The following is a 16,763-nucleotide window of genomic DNA, read 5'->3' as shown; positions in this document are numbered from 1 at the left end:
CTACAAAAATGATATACTTGCCTATAGTTGCTTAAAGATTTGTAACAATCTGATCAGCTATAGGCAATTTGTCATTGCTGATTTAGAATCTATAGATTTTAATCTATGAAGTATAACAGGTGACAGGTGACAGGTGACAGAGCTAAAATCTCTTAGTATCATACTTATATCCTAATTCGTATCATCTGATAATTTCATAAGCTGTATAGCAATTGCTATAGATACAATATTGAGTCTATGATTGGTGAATATTCTCATAAACTTGTGAGGAATTTAAAGATTATTTGATGAATCAAAGCAACAGCAAAAAGTTAGTAGAGAGATCATGAGTGTAGAGAAAAAAAGACGAGCCTTAGTGACAGGGGCTAGTAGCGGCATTGGTAAAGCGACAGCTTTAGCATTTGCCCAAGCAGGTATGAATTTAGCTTTAGTTAGTCGTTCTCAAGAAAAGCTAGAGAAAGTAGCCCTAGCAGCTAATGATATGGGAGTAGATGCACAAATCTTTTGTATAGATTTGCAAGAAGTTGAGCAAGTAAAAGCAAAAATTCAAGCGATCGCGGATCAACTTAATGACATAGATATTCTCATTAATAATGCAGGAATGGGATATACAAGTAACTTAAGCGAAACATCCCTAGCTGACTGGCAACAAGTAATTAATGTGAACCTTACCAGTGCATTTCAGTGTATTCAAGGGATATTACCACTCATGCGGCAAAAACAGAGAGGAACAATTATCAATGTAGCCTCCATAGCTGCAAAACAGACCTTTCCTGGCTGGGGATTGTACTGTGTCAGCAAATTTGGTCTACTGGCTCTTTCTCAAACCCTAGCCCAAGAAGAACGGGCTAACGGCATTCGGGTAACATCCTTATGTCCAGGTTCAGTAAATACAGAAATTTGGGATACACCCACAGTCCATGCTAACTTTGACCGTTCCCAAATGTTAACACCAGAAATGGTAGCAGAAACAATTATTCACACTGTTTTATTACCACAACATGCAGTGATTGAAGAAATAACTATTATGTCCAATGCTGGAGTTCTTTAAACAAGAGTCATTGAGTCAGTAGTCAGCACAATGTACTGACTTTTAAATGAAATACCTTAATGATGCAACGCTATTGTTTGTTACTTGAAAAAGTTACAAACGTATTCAATTATCCATTACCAACATCTAAGCAAAATCTAAATTATGACTATTGTTAGTGTCAACGGAGCAAATTCCCAATCTCCTCTAATTACCGGCTTATCAGAAGCCATCAATGTTAGACCAGATCGTAACACCCATGATGGCAAACAGGCAGAATTACATCAGCCACCAGAGGAAGCAATGGAAGAAATGATGGCTGCCGTGCGAACAATGTTAGTAGGAGTGGGAGAAGATCCTGATAGAGAAGGACTTCTGAAAACTCCTAAACGCGTAGCTAAGGCTATGAAATTTCTCACCAGTGGCTATAATGAATCCTTAGATGACTTAATTAATGGTGCGATTTTTGATGAAGGCCATGATGAAATGGTTTTAGTTAGAGATATTAATTTTTTCAGCCTTTGTGAACATCATATGTTGCCATTTATGGGTAGAGCGCACGTTGCTTATATTCCCAACCAAAAAGTAGTAGGTTTAAGTAAATTAGCCCGTATTGTGGAGATGTATTCTCGGCGTTTACAAGTACAAGAAAGACTAACTCGACAAATTGCTGAAGCATTACAAACAGTGCTTGAACCTAGAGGAGTAGCTGTAGTTATGGAAGCGACTCATATGTGTATGGTAATGCGTGGAGTACAAAAACCAGGATCTTGGACAGTAACTAGTTCAATGGTGGGAATATTTCAAGAAGAACAGAAAACCCGTGAGGAATTTTTTAACTTAATTCGTCATCAAGCTTCTTTCTTTTAGCTTTCAGTCTTCAGTAGGGGTTTAGCAGTGCTAAACCCTGAGAAGGAGTCAGAATCAAAGTTTTTCTCCCCGCACCCTTCATTCCGCACTGTTATTTTTTCTAATAACTGCTTAACCTTGTTTAAATCCTTATTACCTGGTGAATATTCCACTCCACTGGATAAATCAATACCATGGGGTTGGAGTTGACTCAAAGCCGTTAAAATATTATCTGGTGTCAGTCCTCCGGCTAAAAACCAAGGGCGAGGAGGACTAAAGTGTTGTAACATTTGCCAGTCTAATATTTGCCCTGTTCCACCTAATTGTTGGGGATGATAGGCATCCAGTAATAAAGTATCTATATAGTCAGTGTAGTTGCTGAGAGTTTGTAAATGTTCTAAACTGCGAACGCGGATAGCTTTGATAATTTCCACCTGGGATAAAGCTAAACGTAACTGATGACAATATTCTGGTGTTTCCTCTCCGTGTAATTGTACTGCGGTTAATCCAGATTTTTCTACTATTTCTCTAATGTTGTTGATAGTAGAGTTGGCAAAAACACCGATTTTATCTATATTTTGGGGTAAAGGAGCGATCGCTGATTGAATTTGGGTGATAGTTACATGGCGGGGAGAACTAGGTACACAAATAAAACCTAGCGCAGTTGCACCTAAAGCAGCGATCGCCTCAGCCTGTTCTGGTTGAGTAATACCACAAATTTTCACTCTTAGTTTCATAAGTATCATAAATATTTATGAGAATTGATGGGAAAATTTTAAGAAAAGTTACAGATCATCACAAAAATATCTCAATTGAGATCCAAAACTTTTGTTTTGTCATTTGTAATTTTATAATTTTTAAGGATTATATTCATTTTCAAATTCAGGAGAACACACCTTGATGTCATCCATGTTATTAGCAGCATCCGTTCCCCCAACACCGGTGTGGAGTCCTACTGTAGCTATTATTATCGCTGCTAGTTGCGCTGTAGCACTATTACTCACTCTTGGTAATAAATCTGCTAAAGTCGGACCTGCCATCCCTGGACTACCTATTGGTGCAGGTGCTTTCATTGGTGCTATGGCGTTTGGCCATATATTAGGTGTAGGTATTGTTTTAGGACTAACTAGTATTGGTAAGCTATAATTTAGCTTAGTCCATTTAAAATAGATCCTCAACTTCTTGAAGAAGTTGGGGATCTTGTTATAGCAGGGAACAAAGTTGAAAGTCCCTGAGAGGATGTTTGTAAAGTCTCCATAAGCTGATATGCAGCTAAACTGTATAACTAAAAAACCTAAAATTACTGTAGCGTAAGCATCTTGCTTGCATCTATTATCCAAATTAAAAGCACAATATGTTACTAATATCGGCAATGACAAATCGCGTCTATACAGGTTAAAAATTATTGGTTTTTCGTTATTCCACGCAGGTGGAATTGTTTTTATAGTAGCGAATTATATTCGATTTTAAAACATAATCTTAGTGTATTAGGTAAATTCTGTATTCTGTATCTCATTCAAGTGCATACCGCTATATTAGGGAATAGAAAATAGTCAAAGATTTCGATTCATGATTTACAATTAAATAACTACTGGTAAATAACTAGTAGTAATTTCATGATCACCAATTACCAATTACTATATTATTATGCAAAATAACTGGAAAATAGGCTCTTTATTTGGAATACCTTTATTCTTAGATCCCTTATGGTTTGTAATTTTAGGTTTAGCAACTTTAAATTTTGGAGTTGCTTATCAAATTTGGGGTAGTTTGATTGGTTGGAGTGCTGGTTTAATCATGGCACTTTTATTATTTGTTTCTGTATTATTACATGAATTGGGTCATAGTTTGGTAGCAATATCTCAAGGAATTAAAGTTAATTCTATTACTTTATTTCTATTTGGTGGTATTGCTGCTATTGAAGAAGAATCAAAAACTCCTGGGAAGGCTTTTCAAGTAGCTATTGCAGGGCCTGGAGTCAGTATTATTCTGTTTTTATTGTTAGATATAATTGCTAATATTAGTCCTAATTTATCTGCTGTAAAGATGATGACAGGAGATTTAGCAAGAATTAATTTAGTTTTAGCATTATTTAATTTAATTCCCGGACTACCTTTAGACGGAGGACAAGTTTTAAAAGCTGCATTATGGAAAATTACAGGCGATCGCTTTCAAGCTGTACATTGGGCAGCAAAAGCGGGACAATTTTTGGGTTATGGTGCGATCGCCTTTGGTTTTGTGATAGACTTCTTAACTCAAGAGTTAATCACTGGTTTATGGATTGTGATGTTAGGTTGGTTTGCGGTTCGCAATGCTAACAGTTATGATCGCATGACCACATTACAAGAAACTTTGTTAAAATTAACTGCTGCTGATACCATGACTCGTAATTTTCGAGTAGTTGACGGTAATCAAACATTGCGCGAATTTGCTGATTTATACCTATTAGAAAATCATCATTCCCAGGTCTACTTTGCGGCCGCAGATGGACGTTATCAAGGTTTAGTTAATATTAATGATTTGAAAATAATTGAACGTAGTCAATGGGAACATCAAAATTTAACAACTATTGTTCATCCTTTAAATGAAATTCCTACTGTTAAAGAATCTACAAATTTAGCAGCAGTGATTAATAAAATAGAACAGAAAAATTTACCACAAGTTACTGTACTTTCTCCGGCAGATGCAGTGGCAGGAATTATTGATAGAGGTGATATAATTGCCATATTAGCCAAAAATTTGGGTTTACCAATTAACAAGGAGGAAATCAAACAAATTAAAGAAGAAGGTAGTTTTCCACCAGGGTTAAAACTAGGAATAGTGGCTAAATCTTTACAAAATAGTCAAGAAAAACAATCTTAGAAAGGGGAATTAATCAGGAAAATTTGTCATATACAAGACTGTTAAAACATCATTTAACTAAGATTTATAAGCTGATGTGTAACAGTAACAAATTATAGTAGCGCAAGCATCTTGCTTGCATTCATTATATTTGAGGTTAGTTGATAATTTAGTTATTCCCCTAAGTGAATTTATTTTCCAGGAAGAAATCCGTACATCCTAGATAGGTTTTCATCACTGTAGCCTAAAATTAAAATGCATACAATAAGAACATAGCGAAAACTTCAGATCCTCTACTTATTCTGTAACTTTATCAATTAGGAATTGATGTTCCAAGTTTTGGATCTAATTAAAAATGATAAAAAGGAGTGTACAAACTATGGGAAATCAATTAAAAACCACTGCCTTATTAGCTACATTAAGTGGTTTACTAATAGCAATTAGTTATTGGGTAATTGGTGGTACTGGAGGTTTAATAATTGGTATAGGTTTAGCAGCAGTTACTAATCTATTTTCTTGGTATCAATCTGATAAAATTGCCTTAGCTGTTTACCATGCTCAACCAGTAGATGAAAGTCAATATCCCCGACTTCATCATATTGTGAAAAAACTTGCTCATCGTGCTAATATTCCTGTACCTAAAGTCTATATTGTTCCTAGTCAAACAGCTAATGCTTTCGCTACAGGAAGAGATCCAGAACACGCAGCTGTTGCTGTTACAGAAGGCATTTTAAACATATTACCAGAAGATGAATTAGAAGGGGTAATTGCCCACGAATTAACCCACATTATTAACCGTGATACCTTAACTCAATCCGTTGCTGCTACTGTAGCTGGAGCGATTTCTTTCCTAGCACAAATGTTAAGTTATAGTTTATGGTTTGGCGGTTCAGGAGATGATGAAAAACGTAATCCTTTAGGTGTATTAGTAACAGTAATGTTTGCACCTATAGCAGCTACAATTATTCAATTAGCTATCTCTCGAACTCGTGAATTTTCTGCTGATGCTGGTGCAGCAAAATTAACAGGAAATCCCCGCGCTTTAGCTAATGCTTTACAAAGATTAGAAAATGCGGCTAGACAACTTCCTTTAGATGGTAATCCTGCATTTGAACCATTATTAATTATCCATCCCATTGCTAAATCTGGTAAATTTTTAGCTAATTTATTCTCTAGTCATCCAGCAACAGAAGATCGTATTCAAGCATTACTCAAACTATAAATCTTAATATCCCGGACTTCTTAAAGAAGTCCGGGATATTGGTATTATGCAAAAATCGGCTGTAAATCTAAAATAAAACCTGGTAATACATCTTCTCCTGATAAATTTGGAGGAGATTGTAAAACTTCCACTTCTTGATTTTGCCGATAAATTTCTACTTGTTTATTTTTAGGATTAATTAACCAACCTAAGCGCAAACCATTATTAATATATTCCTGCATTTTTGCTTGGGTATCTTCCACATCATCAGTTTCAGAAACTAATTCAATGACAAAATCAGGACATAAAGGTAGAAATTTTTTCCGTTGTTCTGGTGTTAGTGCATTCCATCTTTCAATGGTTATCCAAGACGCATCAGGAGAACGAGTAGCACCATTAGGTAGTTTAAAACCTGTGGAAGAATCAAATGCTTTTCCTAAGTTATTTTTGCGATTCCAAAACCAAATTTGTCCTCCTAATTCTTGGTTTCTACCTCCTGTTTCTCCTCCTGTTGGTGACATAACAATTAATTCTCCTTTTGAGGAGAATTCTAAACGTAAATCTTTATTAGCTGCGATGATTTGTAAAAATTGCTCATCCGTAATTGTCAAGGTTTTGGGAATTTGTAATTTTACATTAGTCATGATTCATACCTCTGATATTAGGTGCTATAATTGAAAGTATGAAAGTTAGATGTTTTTCGGATTTGCTAATGGGATTTGCTAAATTATATATCCAATTGTATAATATGAAAACAAGTTAATTATTAATAGACACAAAAGTTCACATTTTATATTGTATTTTGTTTCCATTTCCCGTCAGCACGTTAGGGAATGTTTAGAAGATGGAAACGTTTTTAAGTTAATGACAAAAGAAGATGTAGAAAATGTGATTTCTTCTAGTTTACAACCACATGGAATTAGTTTTGAGGTAAAAACTGATTTTATTCAATTAATTGAACAAGTAGATAGATCATTGTGGTTTCATAAGTGGGATTTTTTAAATTCAATTTAGCACTAAATTTAGTTGTTAATAAAAAAAAGTGGTATATTATATATTGTTATCAGTCATCCTTGTCAGCTATGAATACTCAAACTTATAATCAAAATTATCATCTCAATTTTGCTGATTTCTATGCAGGAATAGGTGGATTTAGATTAGGATTAGAAGCGATTGGTTGGAATTGCACTTTTACCAATGAAAATAATCCAGATTGTATAAAAACCTATAATTTGAACTTTAATGATTCTGCAATAGCTAAAAATATTGAAGATTTACAACTTAATAAAATACCTGATTTTGATGTTTTTTGTGGAGGTTTTCCCTGTCAACCTTTTTCTATAGCTGGTCAAAGAAAAGGTTTTCAAGATAGTCGAGGTTTGGCAATTAATAATATTATCAAAATCTGTAATTATAAGAAACCTAAAGCGATTTTTCTAGAAAATGTTAAATATATTATTAGTTTAAATCAAGGTCAAATACTAAAGCAAATAATTTCTAGTTTACAAGACAATGATTATATACCATTCTATGGAATTATAGATAGTAAGTTTTTTCAAGTTCCCCAATCAAGACCACGTTTTTTTATGATTGCTTTTAGAAAAGATCTAGGAATATCATCCTTTATTTTTACTAAACCTAGTTATCCAGAAATTCATATTGAGAATATTATTGAAACAGGAGATTATTCTATTCCTATATCTAGGAAATGGCATGAATATATTGATTATTATGCTGGGAGAATTAATGATAAACAATTATCTTTTGTCCTTCCCAAAACTAGAATAAGTTTAGAGAGATCAGACCATAATATTGATTATGATAATTGTATTTATCAAATTAGATCAAGTGGTATTCGCGCAATTTCTGTTAAAAGACCATTTCCTACTTTAGCTGTCAGTGCTAGTGGTGGTGGTGCTATGATTCCAGTGTATACTAAGGAAAGAAGACATTTGAGTTTATTAGAAATTAAACGGTTAATGGGTTTTCCTGATCATTTTTCTTTTCCTGTTGCTCGCACATCTGCTATTAAACAACTAGCTAATTCTGTATGTCCATCGGTAATTAAACACCTGGGTTTGAAAATTTCTGAGTTATTATGTTGAATTTTTCAATAAATCAATAAAAAATCACTAAAAAATCACTAAAAAACCAACAAAAAATTAATCATGCTTTCTATTGAGTCTATCTGTGATATTTTCTTGAGTAGGAAAAATAATGTTTGTCTGTTCAGGAAACGCTAAAACACATTCTAAACATTTATCTGATCCATATTCACAAATATTACAAATTTGCCATTTACATTTGTTGCAATAAAAGCATAATGCTTGAAAATTATTATCTTCGCTATTTCCTCCCTTTTCTACCGGAATCCTATGATCCCAAACTAATTTAACTCTATCTTTAGCATAGGTATTAGGTTGAATTTGTTGGTTTTTTTTAATAATAGAACCGCAAAAGTTACATTTATTGAGTTGTTGTTTGAGTATTTCTATTTGAATTACTGGAGAAGGCAATTTTCTTTCAGCTTTTTTATTAACTGTAAATAATTGATCATGATCTGTAATATTTAAAATATATTTTTGACTACCATTTCTTTTTTCTCCAGGTGGGTTTTTAATAAAATAAAATCCTTCTTCATTCCAAAGTTCACTAAAAGGCTTATTGGCATCTGCATAAGAATCCTGAATCAAATGATCAGGTATTTTTCCTTTTAATTCTTCTTTTATTTCCTGAAGGTTATTACTAGCTGTAGTTAAGTCACTTTCACATCCTTCACCATATTTAATTAATGTTAATAAAGCAGGAATTGTTCGTCTTTTGTGAATGAGAATTGTTCGTCCATCATTAAAAATTATTAAATAACCTTTACCTTGAGGATTTCTTTTGATTTCTTGAATATCTTTTAAAAAAAGTTGTTTCATGAGATGATCCTATAATTTTATTTTAAATAACTAGTAAATAACTAGATTTATGGGAAATTATAAGCTATAACCGGAATATTAATTGAGATTACTATCTACATAAATTAAAAGTATCAAATATTACATAATATCCATGACAAAACACGGAAAATCATCACTTCTGCAAATTTGCCGATTTTTCTGCACCAAAAATGAATACAATGACTGTTAATGCTAGATAATGGGAAAGCCTTAACATTTACTAACAGCCCGGAAAAGAAGTAATAATCATTATGCGAACTCACTATTGCGGCGAACTCCGAAAAGAGCATATTGGAGCAACTGTTACCTTATATGGATGGGTAGACCGTCGCCGCGATCATGGAGGTGTGATCTTCTTAGATTTACGCGATCGCTCTGGTACTGTCCAGATCGTCAGCGATCCCCAACGCACCCCAACCTCCTACGAACAAGCTAACACTATCCGTAACGAATACGTTGTAGAAATTACAGGTAGAGTCACAGAACGCCCCGCAGAATCACTGAATCCTCGTATCCCTACCGGCGAAGTCGAAATTTATGCGGATCAAATCCAATTACTAAACGCTGTCGGAAAACAACTGCCATTTCAAGTTTCCACTTCTGACACAGAAACAGTCAGGGAAGAATTGCGCTTGAAATACCGTTATTTGGACTTACGACGGGAACGCATGGCGCGAAATATGCAATTGCGTCACGAAGTCATTAAAGCCATGCGTCGTTATCTGGAAGATGCAGAGGGCTTTATTGAAATTGAAACTCCCGTACTTACACGCTCTACTCCCGAAGGTGCGCGAGATTACATACTTCCTAGTCGCGTTAATTCAGGTGAATGGTTTGCCTTACCGCAATCACCGCAACTTTTCAAACAATTATTGATGGTATCAGGAATGGATAGATACTATCAAATTGCGCGATGTTTCCGTGATGAAGATTTGCGTGCAGATAGACAACCAGAATTTACACAATTAGACATGGAAATGAGTTTCATGTCTGAAAATGAAATTATTGAACTCAATGAAAAATTAGTTGCACATATTTTCAAAACAGTAAAAGGAATTGATTTACCTGTTCCCTTTCCTCGTCTTCCTTATCAAGAAGCGATCGCAAAATATGGCAGTGATAAACCAGATACCCGTTATGGTTTAGAATTAGTTGATGTTTCTGATGTTTTAAAAGATTCTGGTTTTAAAGTTTTTCGAGAAGCGATCGCTAACGGTGGAATTGTCAAAATATTACCAATTCCTAATGGAAATGATGCCATTTCTAATGTGAGAATTAAACCCGGTGGCGATATTTTCAAAGAAGCAGCAGAAGCTGGTGCAAAAGGATTAGCTTATATTCGCGTCAGAGACAATGGAGAAATTGACACCATTGGCGCGATTAAAGATAATTTAACACCAGAACAAAAGCAGGAAATTTTAACTCGCACAGGCGCAAAATCTGGCCATTTATTATTATTTGCGGCTGCGGATGTTGGTACAGTTAATAAAACTTTAGATAGACTGCGCCAATTTATTGCTAGAGAATTTAATTTAATTCCCCAAGATAAAATTAATTTCCTCTGGGTGACAGAATTTCCTATGTTTGAATGGAATGCAGATGAAAAACGTTTAGAAGCCTTACATCATCCATTTACCGCACCTCATCCTGATGATTTACATGACTTAAAAACTGCTCGCGCTCAAGCTTATGATTTAGTATTAAATGGCTTTGAAGTTGGGGGTGGAAGTCTGCGAATTTATAAACGAGAAGTACAAGCACAAGTGTTTGAAACTATTGGTTTATCATCGGAAGAAGCACAAAGTAAATTTGGCTTTTTATTAGAAGCATTTGAATATGGTACTCCTCCTCATGGTGGTATTGCCTACGGTGTAGATCGTTTGGTAATGTTGTTAGCTGGAGAGGAATCTATTCGTGATGTAATTGCTTTTCCTAAGACTCAACAAGCACGTTGTTTATTAACAGATGCTCCGGCAAATGTGGATGGAAAACAATTGAAAGAACTTCATGTAGCTTCCACTTTTAAGCCTAAGGTATAACAGTAAGTTTTAGATCCCCGACTTTTTTAAGAAGTCGGGGATCTGAATTTTTGAATTTTAGGTTTCATTGTGGGTTAAAATTGCTACTAAAATTTTCATTAATATTTCTAAATCTGTAGGAACTCGATATAACATTAAATCCTGAGTTATTAATTTATTATCACGTTGAAAACTACCAAATTGCCAAATTTCCCCAGTTGTGACAGCACCATATAATATTGGTTCATCTCCTGGAAACCACTCATTTATAGCAATTAATTCTACTGCAAGTTGAGTAAAACCCCGTGTTAAATCTGCTTGTTTTGCTTCCACAACTACAACATTATTTTGAGATTGTAAATAATAATCTAAATCTCCTCGTAAAAATTGATTAATTTCAATGGGATATTCAATATTAATTGTGGCTTGGGTAATATGGGCAATTTCCAATAAAATGGGTGCAATTAAAACTTCTCTTCTGGCGGCTTCACTAGTCAAACTCACTCTTTGAATTGCATCTTCTAATCTCGATTTTAAATCATCTAATCGTGTAATTTTATTATTAGTTACTGGTAAATTAATTGTACTTTTTATTAAAGTTGCGCCTAATTCCTGTAAAATGTCCGCAGGTGCAAATCTTAAATCAAAGTATTTACGGAATGTGTATGTTTCATTAGATTTGAGAATTTGGGGACGATGTGATTTAGTCATAAGGTTATAAAAGATTATCAATTTATGTGGTAGTTTTTTATTATATACCAATCTTCAGATCCCCAACTTCTTAAAGAAGTCGGGGATCTCAAGCATTCATAAAATTGAAAAATCAATGATTTCAAACTGTTGCTCTGTGCAACTGTGTGTGAAACAAAATCATACTCTTAATCACCAAAACCAAATTTCTCAATCCTTGTTATTGCTGATATTGGCTGATTAATGATTACTGTTCGCGTAGGATCCGGTTAGAGATTAACTGAATACTTACGTAATTCCTTAAACATTGTACATCGTAATTCAGACAATTACAAATTTAATGATGATGGTGATGATGATGGGTAACATGATGAGAATTAACAGTAATTCCCGTCTCTGTCATTAATTCTGCAATATATTCATTTGCCCAACTGGCCACCATTCTTAAAAACTCCGGATGATCATTGACGCATTCCATTTGAATATAATGAACATCATCATTTTTGTTCTCTAAATCATGAATGATATGATGAACATCTAATAAAGTTTCATGATTTTCTGTAGCGAAACCAATGGGCATAAATATGATCATTTTTGCCCCTAATTGTATCAGATTTTCTGCTGCTTGGGTAGCATTGGGTTGAGTCCATTCAATTAATGGTGTATCATGGTTTAACCAACCTACAGAAATTAAGGGATATTTGTGAATTAATTTCTCTCTGACTAATTCATAAAGTGCTTGACTTTCATCAATTCCTGATGTAAAACCTTTAGCTTTATGGGGACAACCATGATTCATTAAAACTATACCAATTTGCGATGGTAAATAACCTTTTACTAAATCATGTTCTATTTTATCTTCTACTAAACGCGCCATTAAGTTGATATATTCTGACCGATTATAAAATGAGGGAATATATCTTTGCGCTTTTAACCAATGTTCACTATCATCTGCTAATTCTACCAAGGCTTTGTTGACTTGTTCAATAGCAATTCCACTAGTAAAAATTGAATCTACCACTAATAAAGGATAGATTAATATTTTACTAAATCCTTGATGTTTAATTTCGGCTAATACTTGTTTGGGTAAAAAAGGAGCACAAAAATTAAAGGCTTTAAAAACTTTGACTTTATCGCCCCATATATATTGTAATTCCTGTTCAATTCCCACTCTTTGTTTTTCAAATATGGCATTATGGGGAGAGATAAAATCATGGTGTGTATGTCCCCATTCATGACGATCAAATATGGCTAATATTTTTGCTAATGGGGGATATATCCAAGTAGGAACAGGCGCGAATTTTGCTGTTAATAGGTTTAATGCCTGTTCGTTATAATTCGCAAAATCTTCATAACTTTCTACTTCTCCATAACCCATCAGTAATACAGCTACATGATCTTCACTTAATAAATGTTGATGACTATGTTCGTGATCATGTTGTAGTTTTTCTGGTATTGCAACCATGATAAATTCCTCAATATAATGAGATGAATACTTACGTTTATCTGACTTTTTAGCATCATATCTTATCCCCCAGGGTAGGATGCGAGTAAATACTAAAATAAACATAAAAATATACATCTCTATACATTTGAAAAATTCCAGTATTAAAATTCTCAAAAAATATCAAAAAATATTAATGATTATCAACAATTAATTATTATTTCTTAATAAATAAGATAGTGACTATTTTAAGTCATAAGTTATCAATAGTTATTACAAGTTAAGGTAAGTATTGTAGGGTGCGTCAGACAGTATAAATCATGTAAATAACCAAATTTTTGATATCTCACGCACACTACAACAGATTTTTTAGTGTGACACTTGGGTAAGTCCTATACAAGTTAAGGTAAGTAAGTAAAATATTATGATCCTATTCTTACCAATAACTGATCTAAATTATCAATATTTATACTGGTACTGGTATACCTTCAACTATGCTAACTATAGCATGAGTTGGTATAATTCTAGTCATTTTAAATCCAGCTTTGGTAAATATTTGGGCAAATTCTTCTGCTGTGCGTTCTTTTCCTCCTGGACACATCACTAACATATTTACATCTAGCATTTTACCCATAAATGAATCATTTCCAGGTGGTATTACTTGTTCTACTACTAATATTTTGCTATGATGGGTCATTGCTTGATGACATTGCTTTAGAATTGCGATCGCTCTTTCATCATCCCAATCATGAATAATGTGTTTAAGAATATATGCATCTGCTCCTGTAGGAACATAGTCAAAAAAACTACCACTAATCAATTGACAGCGATCGCTCACTTCACTATTAACTATATGTGATTTTGCTCGCTCAATAACATTTGCTAGGTCAAATAAAATCCCTGTCATATTAGGATTAGCTTTAAGGACGGATGTTAACAAACTACCATGACCACCAGCTACGTCTACTAAAGTACGAATTCCTGAAAAATCATAATCAGCAATTACTCCTATAACTTCCATTTCGGAAAAACTGGTCATAGCGCGATCAAAAATCTCCGCAGGTTCGGGATTTTGTGTATAGTATTGAAATACATCCATGCCAAATACATCTTTAAAACTGCTATCTCCTGTCTTTACAGCATACATAATGTTACCCCAACTACCATAGTGTTCTTTATCGCCCATCATTATAGAAAAATCCCGCAATGAACCATCACTATCACTTTGTAATAATACGGCTAAGGGTGTGGTGATAAATTTTCCTGGTTCTGTTTCCGCAAATATTCCTACACTGGCTAAAGCTCGCAATAAACGATATAATGCTTCTGGATTAGCCTCAGTATTTTTAGCTAACTCAGTATAATGATGTTCACCAGTTTTTAAGTGATCTGCAATTCCCAATTTAGCCGCAGCGTAGATAGTTTGAGATAACCAATAACCTGTAATCATTTGCATTAAGGCAATTTGAGGAGGAGGTGATGCTACAGGAAAAGATGCATTACTTTTATTTAAAATCTGGTTTTGAGGTGCTGTTTCCATAGTTTTTACATTATTGTTTGATTAATTGTGACATTATATGAAAATTATCTCATGATATTTGAGAATATGTATCACCAATTGCCAATTACCAAATCATGAAAATTATTATTTGTCCCGGCATTCATGATGTAGAATTAACTAATAGGTTTGTAGCAGCATTATTAAATGAGAATAAGCATAAAAACAATACAGATATACTAACTTTTCCTGGTGAGGGTATTTTTACCTTATCAAAAGTTCACATTTTAAGTTTTTTGTGCGATCACTTAAGTAATAAAATAGAATTTCCTCTAATTTTCATTAGTTTTAGTGCTGGTGTAGTAGGAGCTATTGGGGCTGCGGTAGCATGGCAAATGCTAGGTGGTAATGTGCGAGCGTTTATTGCCATAGATGGCTGGGGAGTACCATTATGGAGTAATTTCCCCATACATCGTCTCAGCCATGATGTTTTTACGCATCACACTTCTGCTATTTTAGGTATAGGAGAAAATAATTTTTATGCTGAACCACCAGTAGACCATTTGATGATGTGGAATTTTCCACAAAATGTTAAAGGTTATTGGGTTAATTCATCATTAAAATCTACTTTATCCTGTAATTACCTGACTGCTGTAGAATTTATTAATATGTTATTAAAACATTATGAATCTCAGTAGTCAGGGTAACTGGCAAAAGTTAGGAGTAAGAATGGTAAACAGTGCAGAAAATGAGATATATTCCAACTCATAAAAAATTCTGCGCCAATTTCCCATTCCCAACTACTAATTTATCATGGTAAATTTCCTTATTCTGTATTCTTTTAGTAATTATTTATTAAAATGTTCCCTACTGAACCTGCGGCTGTTAATAATGGTTTTGGTACATTAATAAAAAATCGCAATTTCATGCTGCTGTGGATAGGTCAAATTATCTCCCAGTTAGCTGATAAAGTATTTTTTGTATTAATGGTGGCCTTATTAGATAATTACCCTGTTCCCCCCGGTTTAGCAGAAAATACGATGTATTCCTCTTTGATGGTTGTATTTACCATACCAGCCATTTTATTTGGTTCTCTGGGGGGTATTTTAGTAGATAGACTACCAAAAAAATTAATCATGGTGGGCTCGGATGTGGTGCGGGGAATTTTAACATTATTAATTCCTGTATTACCCAGAGAATTTACCATCCTGTTAATTATTACTTTTAGTATTTCTTCTATTACACAATTTTTTGCTCCTGCTGAACAAGCCGCTATTCCCCAAATAGTTAAACCGCAAAATCTCATGGCGGCTAATGCTTTATTTAGTAGTACCATGATGGGAGCTTTAATTGTAGGTTTTGCCATTGGTGAACCTATATTAACATGGGCAAAAAATACTTTAGGTAATAATGTTGGACAGGAATTAGTGGTGGCTTTACTCTATATCATTTCTGCCGCAATTATGCAGCCTATCAACTTTCAAGAAACAACAATTATTGTAGATGAAGGTAACACACAACCTAGTCATCCTTGGACTGAATTTACTCAAAGCATTTCTTATATTAAGAAAAACCGTTTAGTCTTAAATGCTATGTTGCAACTTATAACTTTATATTGTGTTTTTGCAGCTTTAACGGTATTAGCTATTAGACTAGCAGCAGATTTTAATTTGCAGGAAAAACAATTTGGTTTTTTCCTCGCTGCGGCAGGTGTTGGTATGGTAATAGGTGCTGCTATTTTGGGACATTGGGGACATAAATTACATCATAAACCTTTACCACTGTTAGGATTTTTACTGATAGGGTTGGTGTTAGGTGTAATTTCCTTAACTCATAATCTCCTGTTAGCTTTATTATTATGTACATTATTAGGTATAGGAGCAGCTTTAATTGGTGTACCTATGCAAACTTTAATTCAACAACAAACACCTGCGAATATGCATGGCAAGGTATTTGGTTTTCAAAACCATGCTGTGAATATCGCTCTTTCTGTACCTTTGGCGATCGCAGGTCCATTAACTGATATGTTAGGTCTAAGAACCGTACTCACATCCATGAGTTTTATTGTGATGTTAGTGGGTTTATGGGCTTGGAAAAATACTAAAAAAGTCTTACAAGACTAGGACTTACGCATTGACAGAATAAAAAAATAGTGCATTGATAAATAAGGGTCGTCTAGTAATCGGTATGGGAGAATGAGAGAAATTACTAAACTCTCGACAGCACAATGCAACATAGACATCTACA

The 16,763-nt window shown here is 34.1% G+C and carries 16 protein-coding genes; 10 read left to right on the top strand and 6 right to left on the bottom strand.

Annotation, left to right across the window (positions count from 1 at the left end):
• Positions 1-325 precede the first annotated feature (325 nt).
• Together H6F32_RS10235 and folE are read left to right on the top strand one after the other, a co-directional pair.
• Positions 326-1,051, top strand: a complete 726-nt coding sequence (locus H6F32_RS10235; protein ID WP_190369232.1) for an SDR family oxidoreductase — start codon at positions 326-328, stop codon at positions 1,049-1,051.
• Between the two features lie 144 nt (positions 1,052-1,195).
• Positions 1,196-1,900, top strand: coding sequence for a GTP cyclohydrolase I FolE (gene folE, locus H6F32_RS10230; protein WP_190369231.1), 705 nt, complete (start codon positions 1,196-1,198; stop codon positions 1,898-1,900).
• Here the strand turns inward: folE and H6F32_RS10225 are convergent.
• On the bottom strand, positions 1,897-2,616 hold the full coding sequence (locus H6F32_RS10225; RefSeq protein WP_190369285.1) for a phosphoribosylanthranilate isomerase: 720 nt from the start codon (positions 2,614-2,616) through the stop codon (positions 1,897-1,899). The two genes, folE and H6F32_RS10225, sit on opposite strands and share 4 nt — an antisense overlap.
• 160 nt (positions 2,617-2,776) lie before the next feature.
• On the opposite strand from H6F32_RS10225, the gene H6F32_RS10220 reads away from it, so the two are divergent.
• The 3 genes from H6F32_RS10220 (at position 2,777) to H6F32_RS10210 (ending at position 5,942) form a co-directional block, all read left to right on the top strand.
• Positions 2,777-3,025 carry a photosystem I reaction center subunit PsaK gene (locus H6F32_RS10220; protein ID WP_190369230.1) on the top strand — a complete coding sequence of 83 codons (249 nt, stop codon included), beginning with the start codon at positions 2,777-2,779 and terminating at the stop codon, positions 3,023-3,025.
• Between the two features lie 501 nt (positions 3,026-3,526).
• A complete protein-coding gene (locus H6F32_RS10215; RefSeq protein WP_190369229.1) occupies positions 3,527-4,741 on the top strand; it encodes a site-2 protease family protein in 1,215 nt (404 codons plus the stop codon).
• A gap of 358 nt (positions 4,742-5,099) precedes the next feature.
• Positions 5,100-5,942 (top strand): zinc metalloprotease HtpX, encoded by an 843-nt coding sequence (locus H6F32_RS10210; RefSeq protein ID WP_190369228.1) that lies wholly within the window; start codon positions 5,100-5,102, stop codon positions 5,940-5,942.
• A gap of 44 nt (positions 5,943-5,986) precedes the next feature.
• Here the strand turns inward: H6F32_RS10210 and H6F32_RS10205 are convergent, their stop codons facing one another.
• Complete coding sequence (locus H6F32_RS10205; RefSeq protein WP_190369227.1) at positions 5,987-6,565, bottom strand: Uma2 family endonuclease; 579 nt, start codon at positions 6,563-6,565, stop codon at positions 5,987-5,989.
• A gap of 151 nt (positions 6,566-6,716) precedes the next feature.
• On the opposite strand from H6F32_RS10205, the gene H6F32_RS10200 reads away from it, so the two are divergent.
• Positions 6,717-6,935 carry a hypothetical protein gene (locus H6F32_RS10200; protein WP_190369226.1) on the top strand — a complete coding sequence of 73 codons (219 nt, stop codon included), beginning with the start codon at positions 6,717-6,719 and terminating at the stop codon, positions 6,933-6,935.
• 68 nt (positions 6,936-7,003) lie between these two features.
• Complete coding sequence (locus H6F32_RS10195) at positions 7,004-8,026, top strand: DNA cytosine methyltransferase (RefSeq protein ID WP_190369225.1); 1,023 nt, start codon at positions 7,004-7,006, stop codon at positions 8,024-8,026.
• Between the two features lie 57 nt (positions 8,027-8,083).
• Here the strand turns inward: H6F32_RS10195 and H6F32_RS10190 are convergent, their stop codons facing one another.
• Positions 8,084-8,845, bottom strand: coding sequence for an HNH endonuclease (locus tag H6F32_RS10190; protein ID WP_190369224.1), 762 nt, complete (start codon positions 8,843-8,845; stop codon positions 8,084-8,086).
• Positions 8,846-9,117: 272 nt separating this feature from the next.
• On the opposite strand from H6F32_RS10190, the gene aspS reads away from it, so the two are divergent.
• Positions 9,118-10,905 (top strand): aspartate--tRNA ligase, encoded by a 1,788-nt coding sequence (gene aspS / locus H6F32_RS10185; protein ID WP_190369223.1) that lies wholly within the window; start codon positions 9,118-9,120, stop codon positions 10,903-10,905.
• Positions 10,906-10,962: 57 nt separating this feature from the next.
• Here the strand turns inward: aspS and H6F32_RS10180 are convergent, their stop codons facing one another.
• From H6F32_RS10180 to H6F32_RS10170, 3 genes are all read right to left on the bottom strand, one after another.
• Complete coding sequence (locus H6F32_RS10180; RefSeq protein ID WP_190369222.1) at positions 10,963-11,595, bottom strand: hypothetical protein; 633 nt, start codon at positions 11,593-11,595, stop codon at positions 10,963-10,965.
• Positions 11,596-11,911: 316 nt separating this feature from the next.
• On the bottom strand, positions 11,912-13,039 hold the full coding sequence (locus H6F32_RS10175) for a ferrochelatase (RefSeq protein ID WP_190369221.1): 1,128 nt from the start codon (positions 13,037-13,039) through the stop codon (positions 11,912-11,914).
• A 445-nt stretch (positions 13,040-13,484) separates the two neighbouring features.
• The gene (locus H6F32_RS10170; RefSeq protein ID WP_190369220.1) at positions 13,485-14,558 is read right to left on the bottom strand and encodes a methyltransferase; all 1,074 of its coding nucleotides are present in this window, start codon (positions 14,556-14,558) and stop codon (positions 13,485-13,487) included.
• A 95-nt stretch (positions 14,559-14,653) separates the two neighbouring features.
• On the opposite strand from H6F32_RS10170, the gene H6F32_RS10165 reads away from it, so the two are divergent.
• Complete coding sequence (locus H6F32_RS10165) at positions 14,654-15,214, top strand: hypothetical protein (protein ID WP_190369219.1); 561 nt, start codon at positions 14,654-14,656, stop codon at positions 15,212-15,214.
• A gap of 162 nt (positions 15,215-15,376) precedes the next feature.
• Positions 15,377-16,639 (top strand): MFS transporter, encoded by a 1,263-nt coding sequence (locus tag H6F32_RS10160; RefSeq protein ID WP_190369218.1) that lies wholly within the window; start codon positions 15,377-15,379, stop codon positions 16,637-16,639.
• Positions 16,640-16,763: the final 124 nt, after the last annotated feature.

This window comes from Anabaena sp. FACHB-1237 (genome assembly GCF_014696225.1).
Lineage (GTDB): Bacteria > Cyanobacteriota > Cyanobacteriia > Cyanobacteriales > Nostocaceae > FACHB-1237.
The sequence above is the reverse complement of the archived record's forward strand: the minus strand, read 5'-3'. Positions and strand labels throughout refer to the sequence as shown.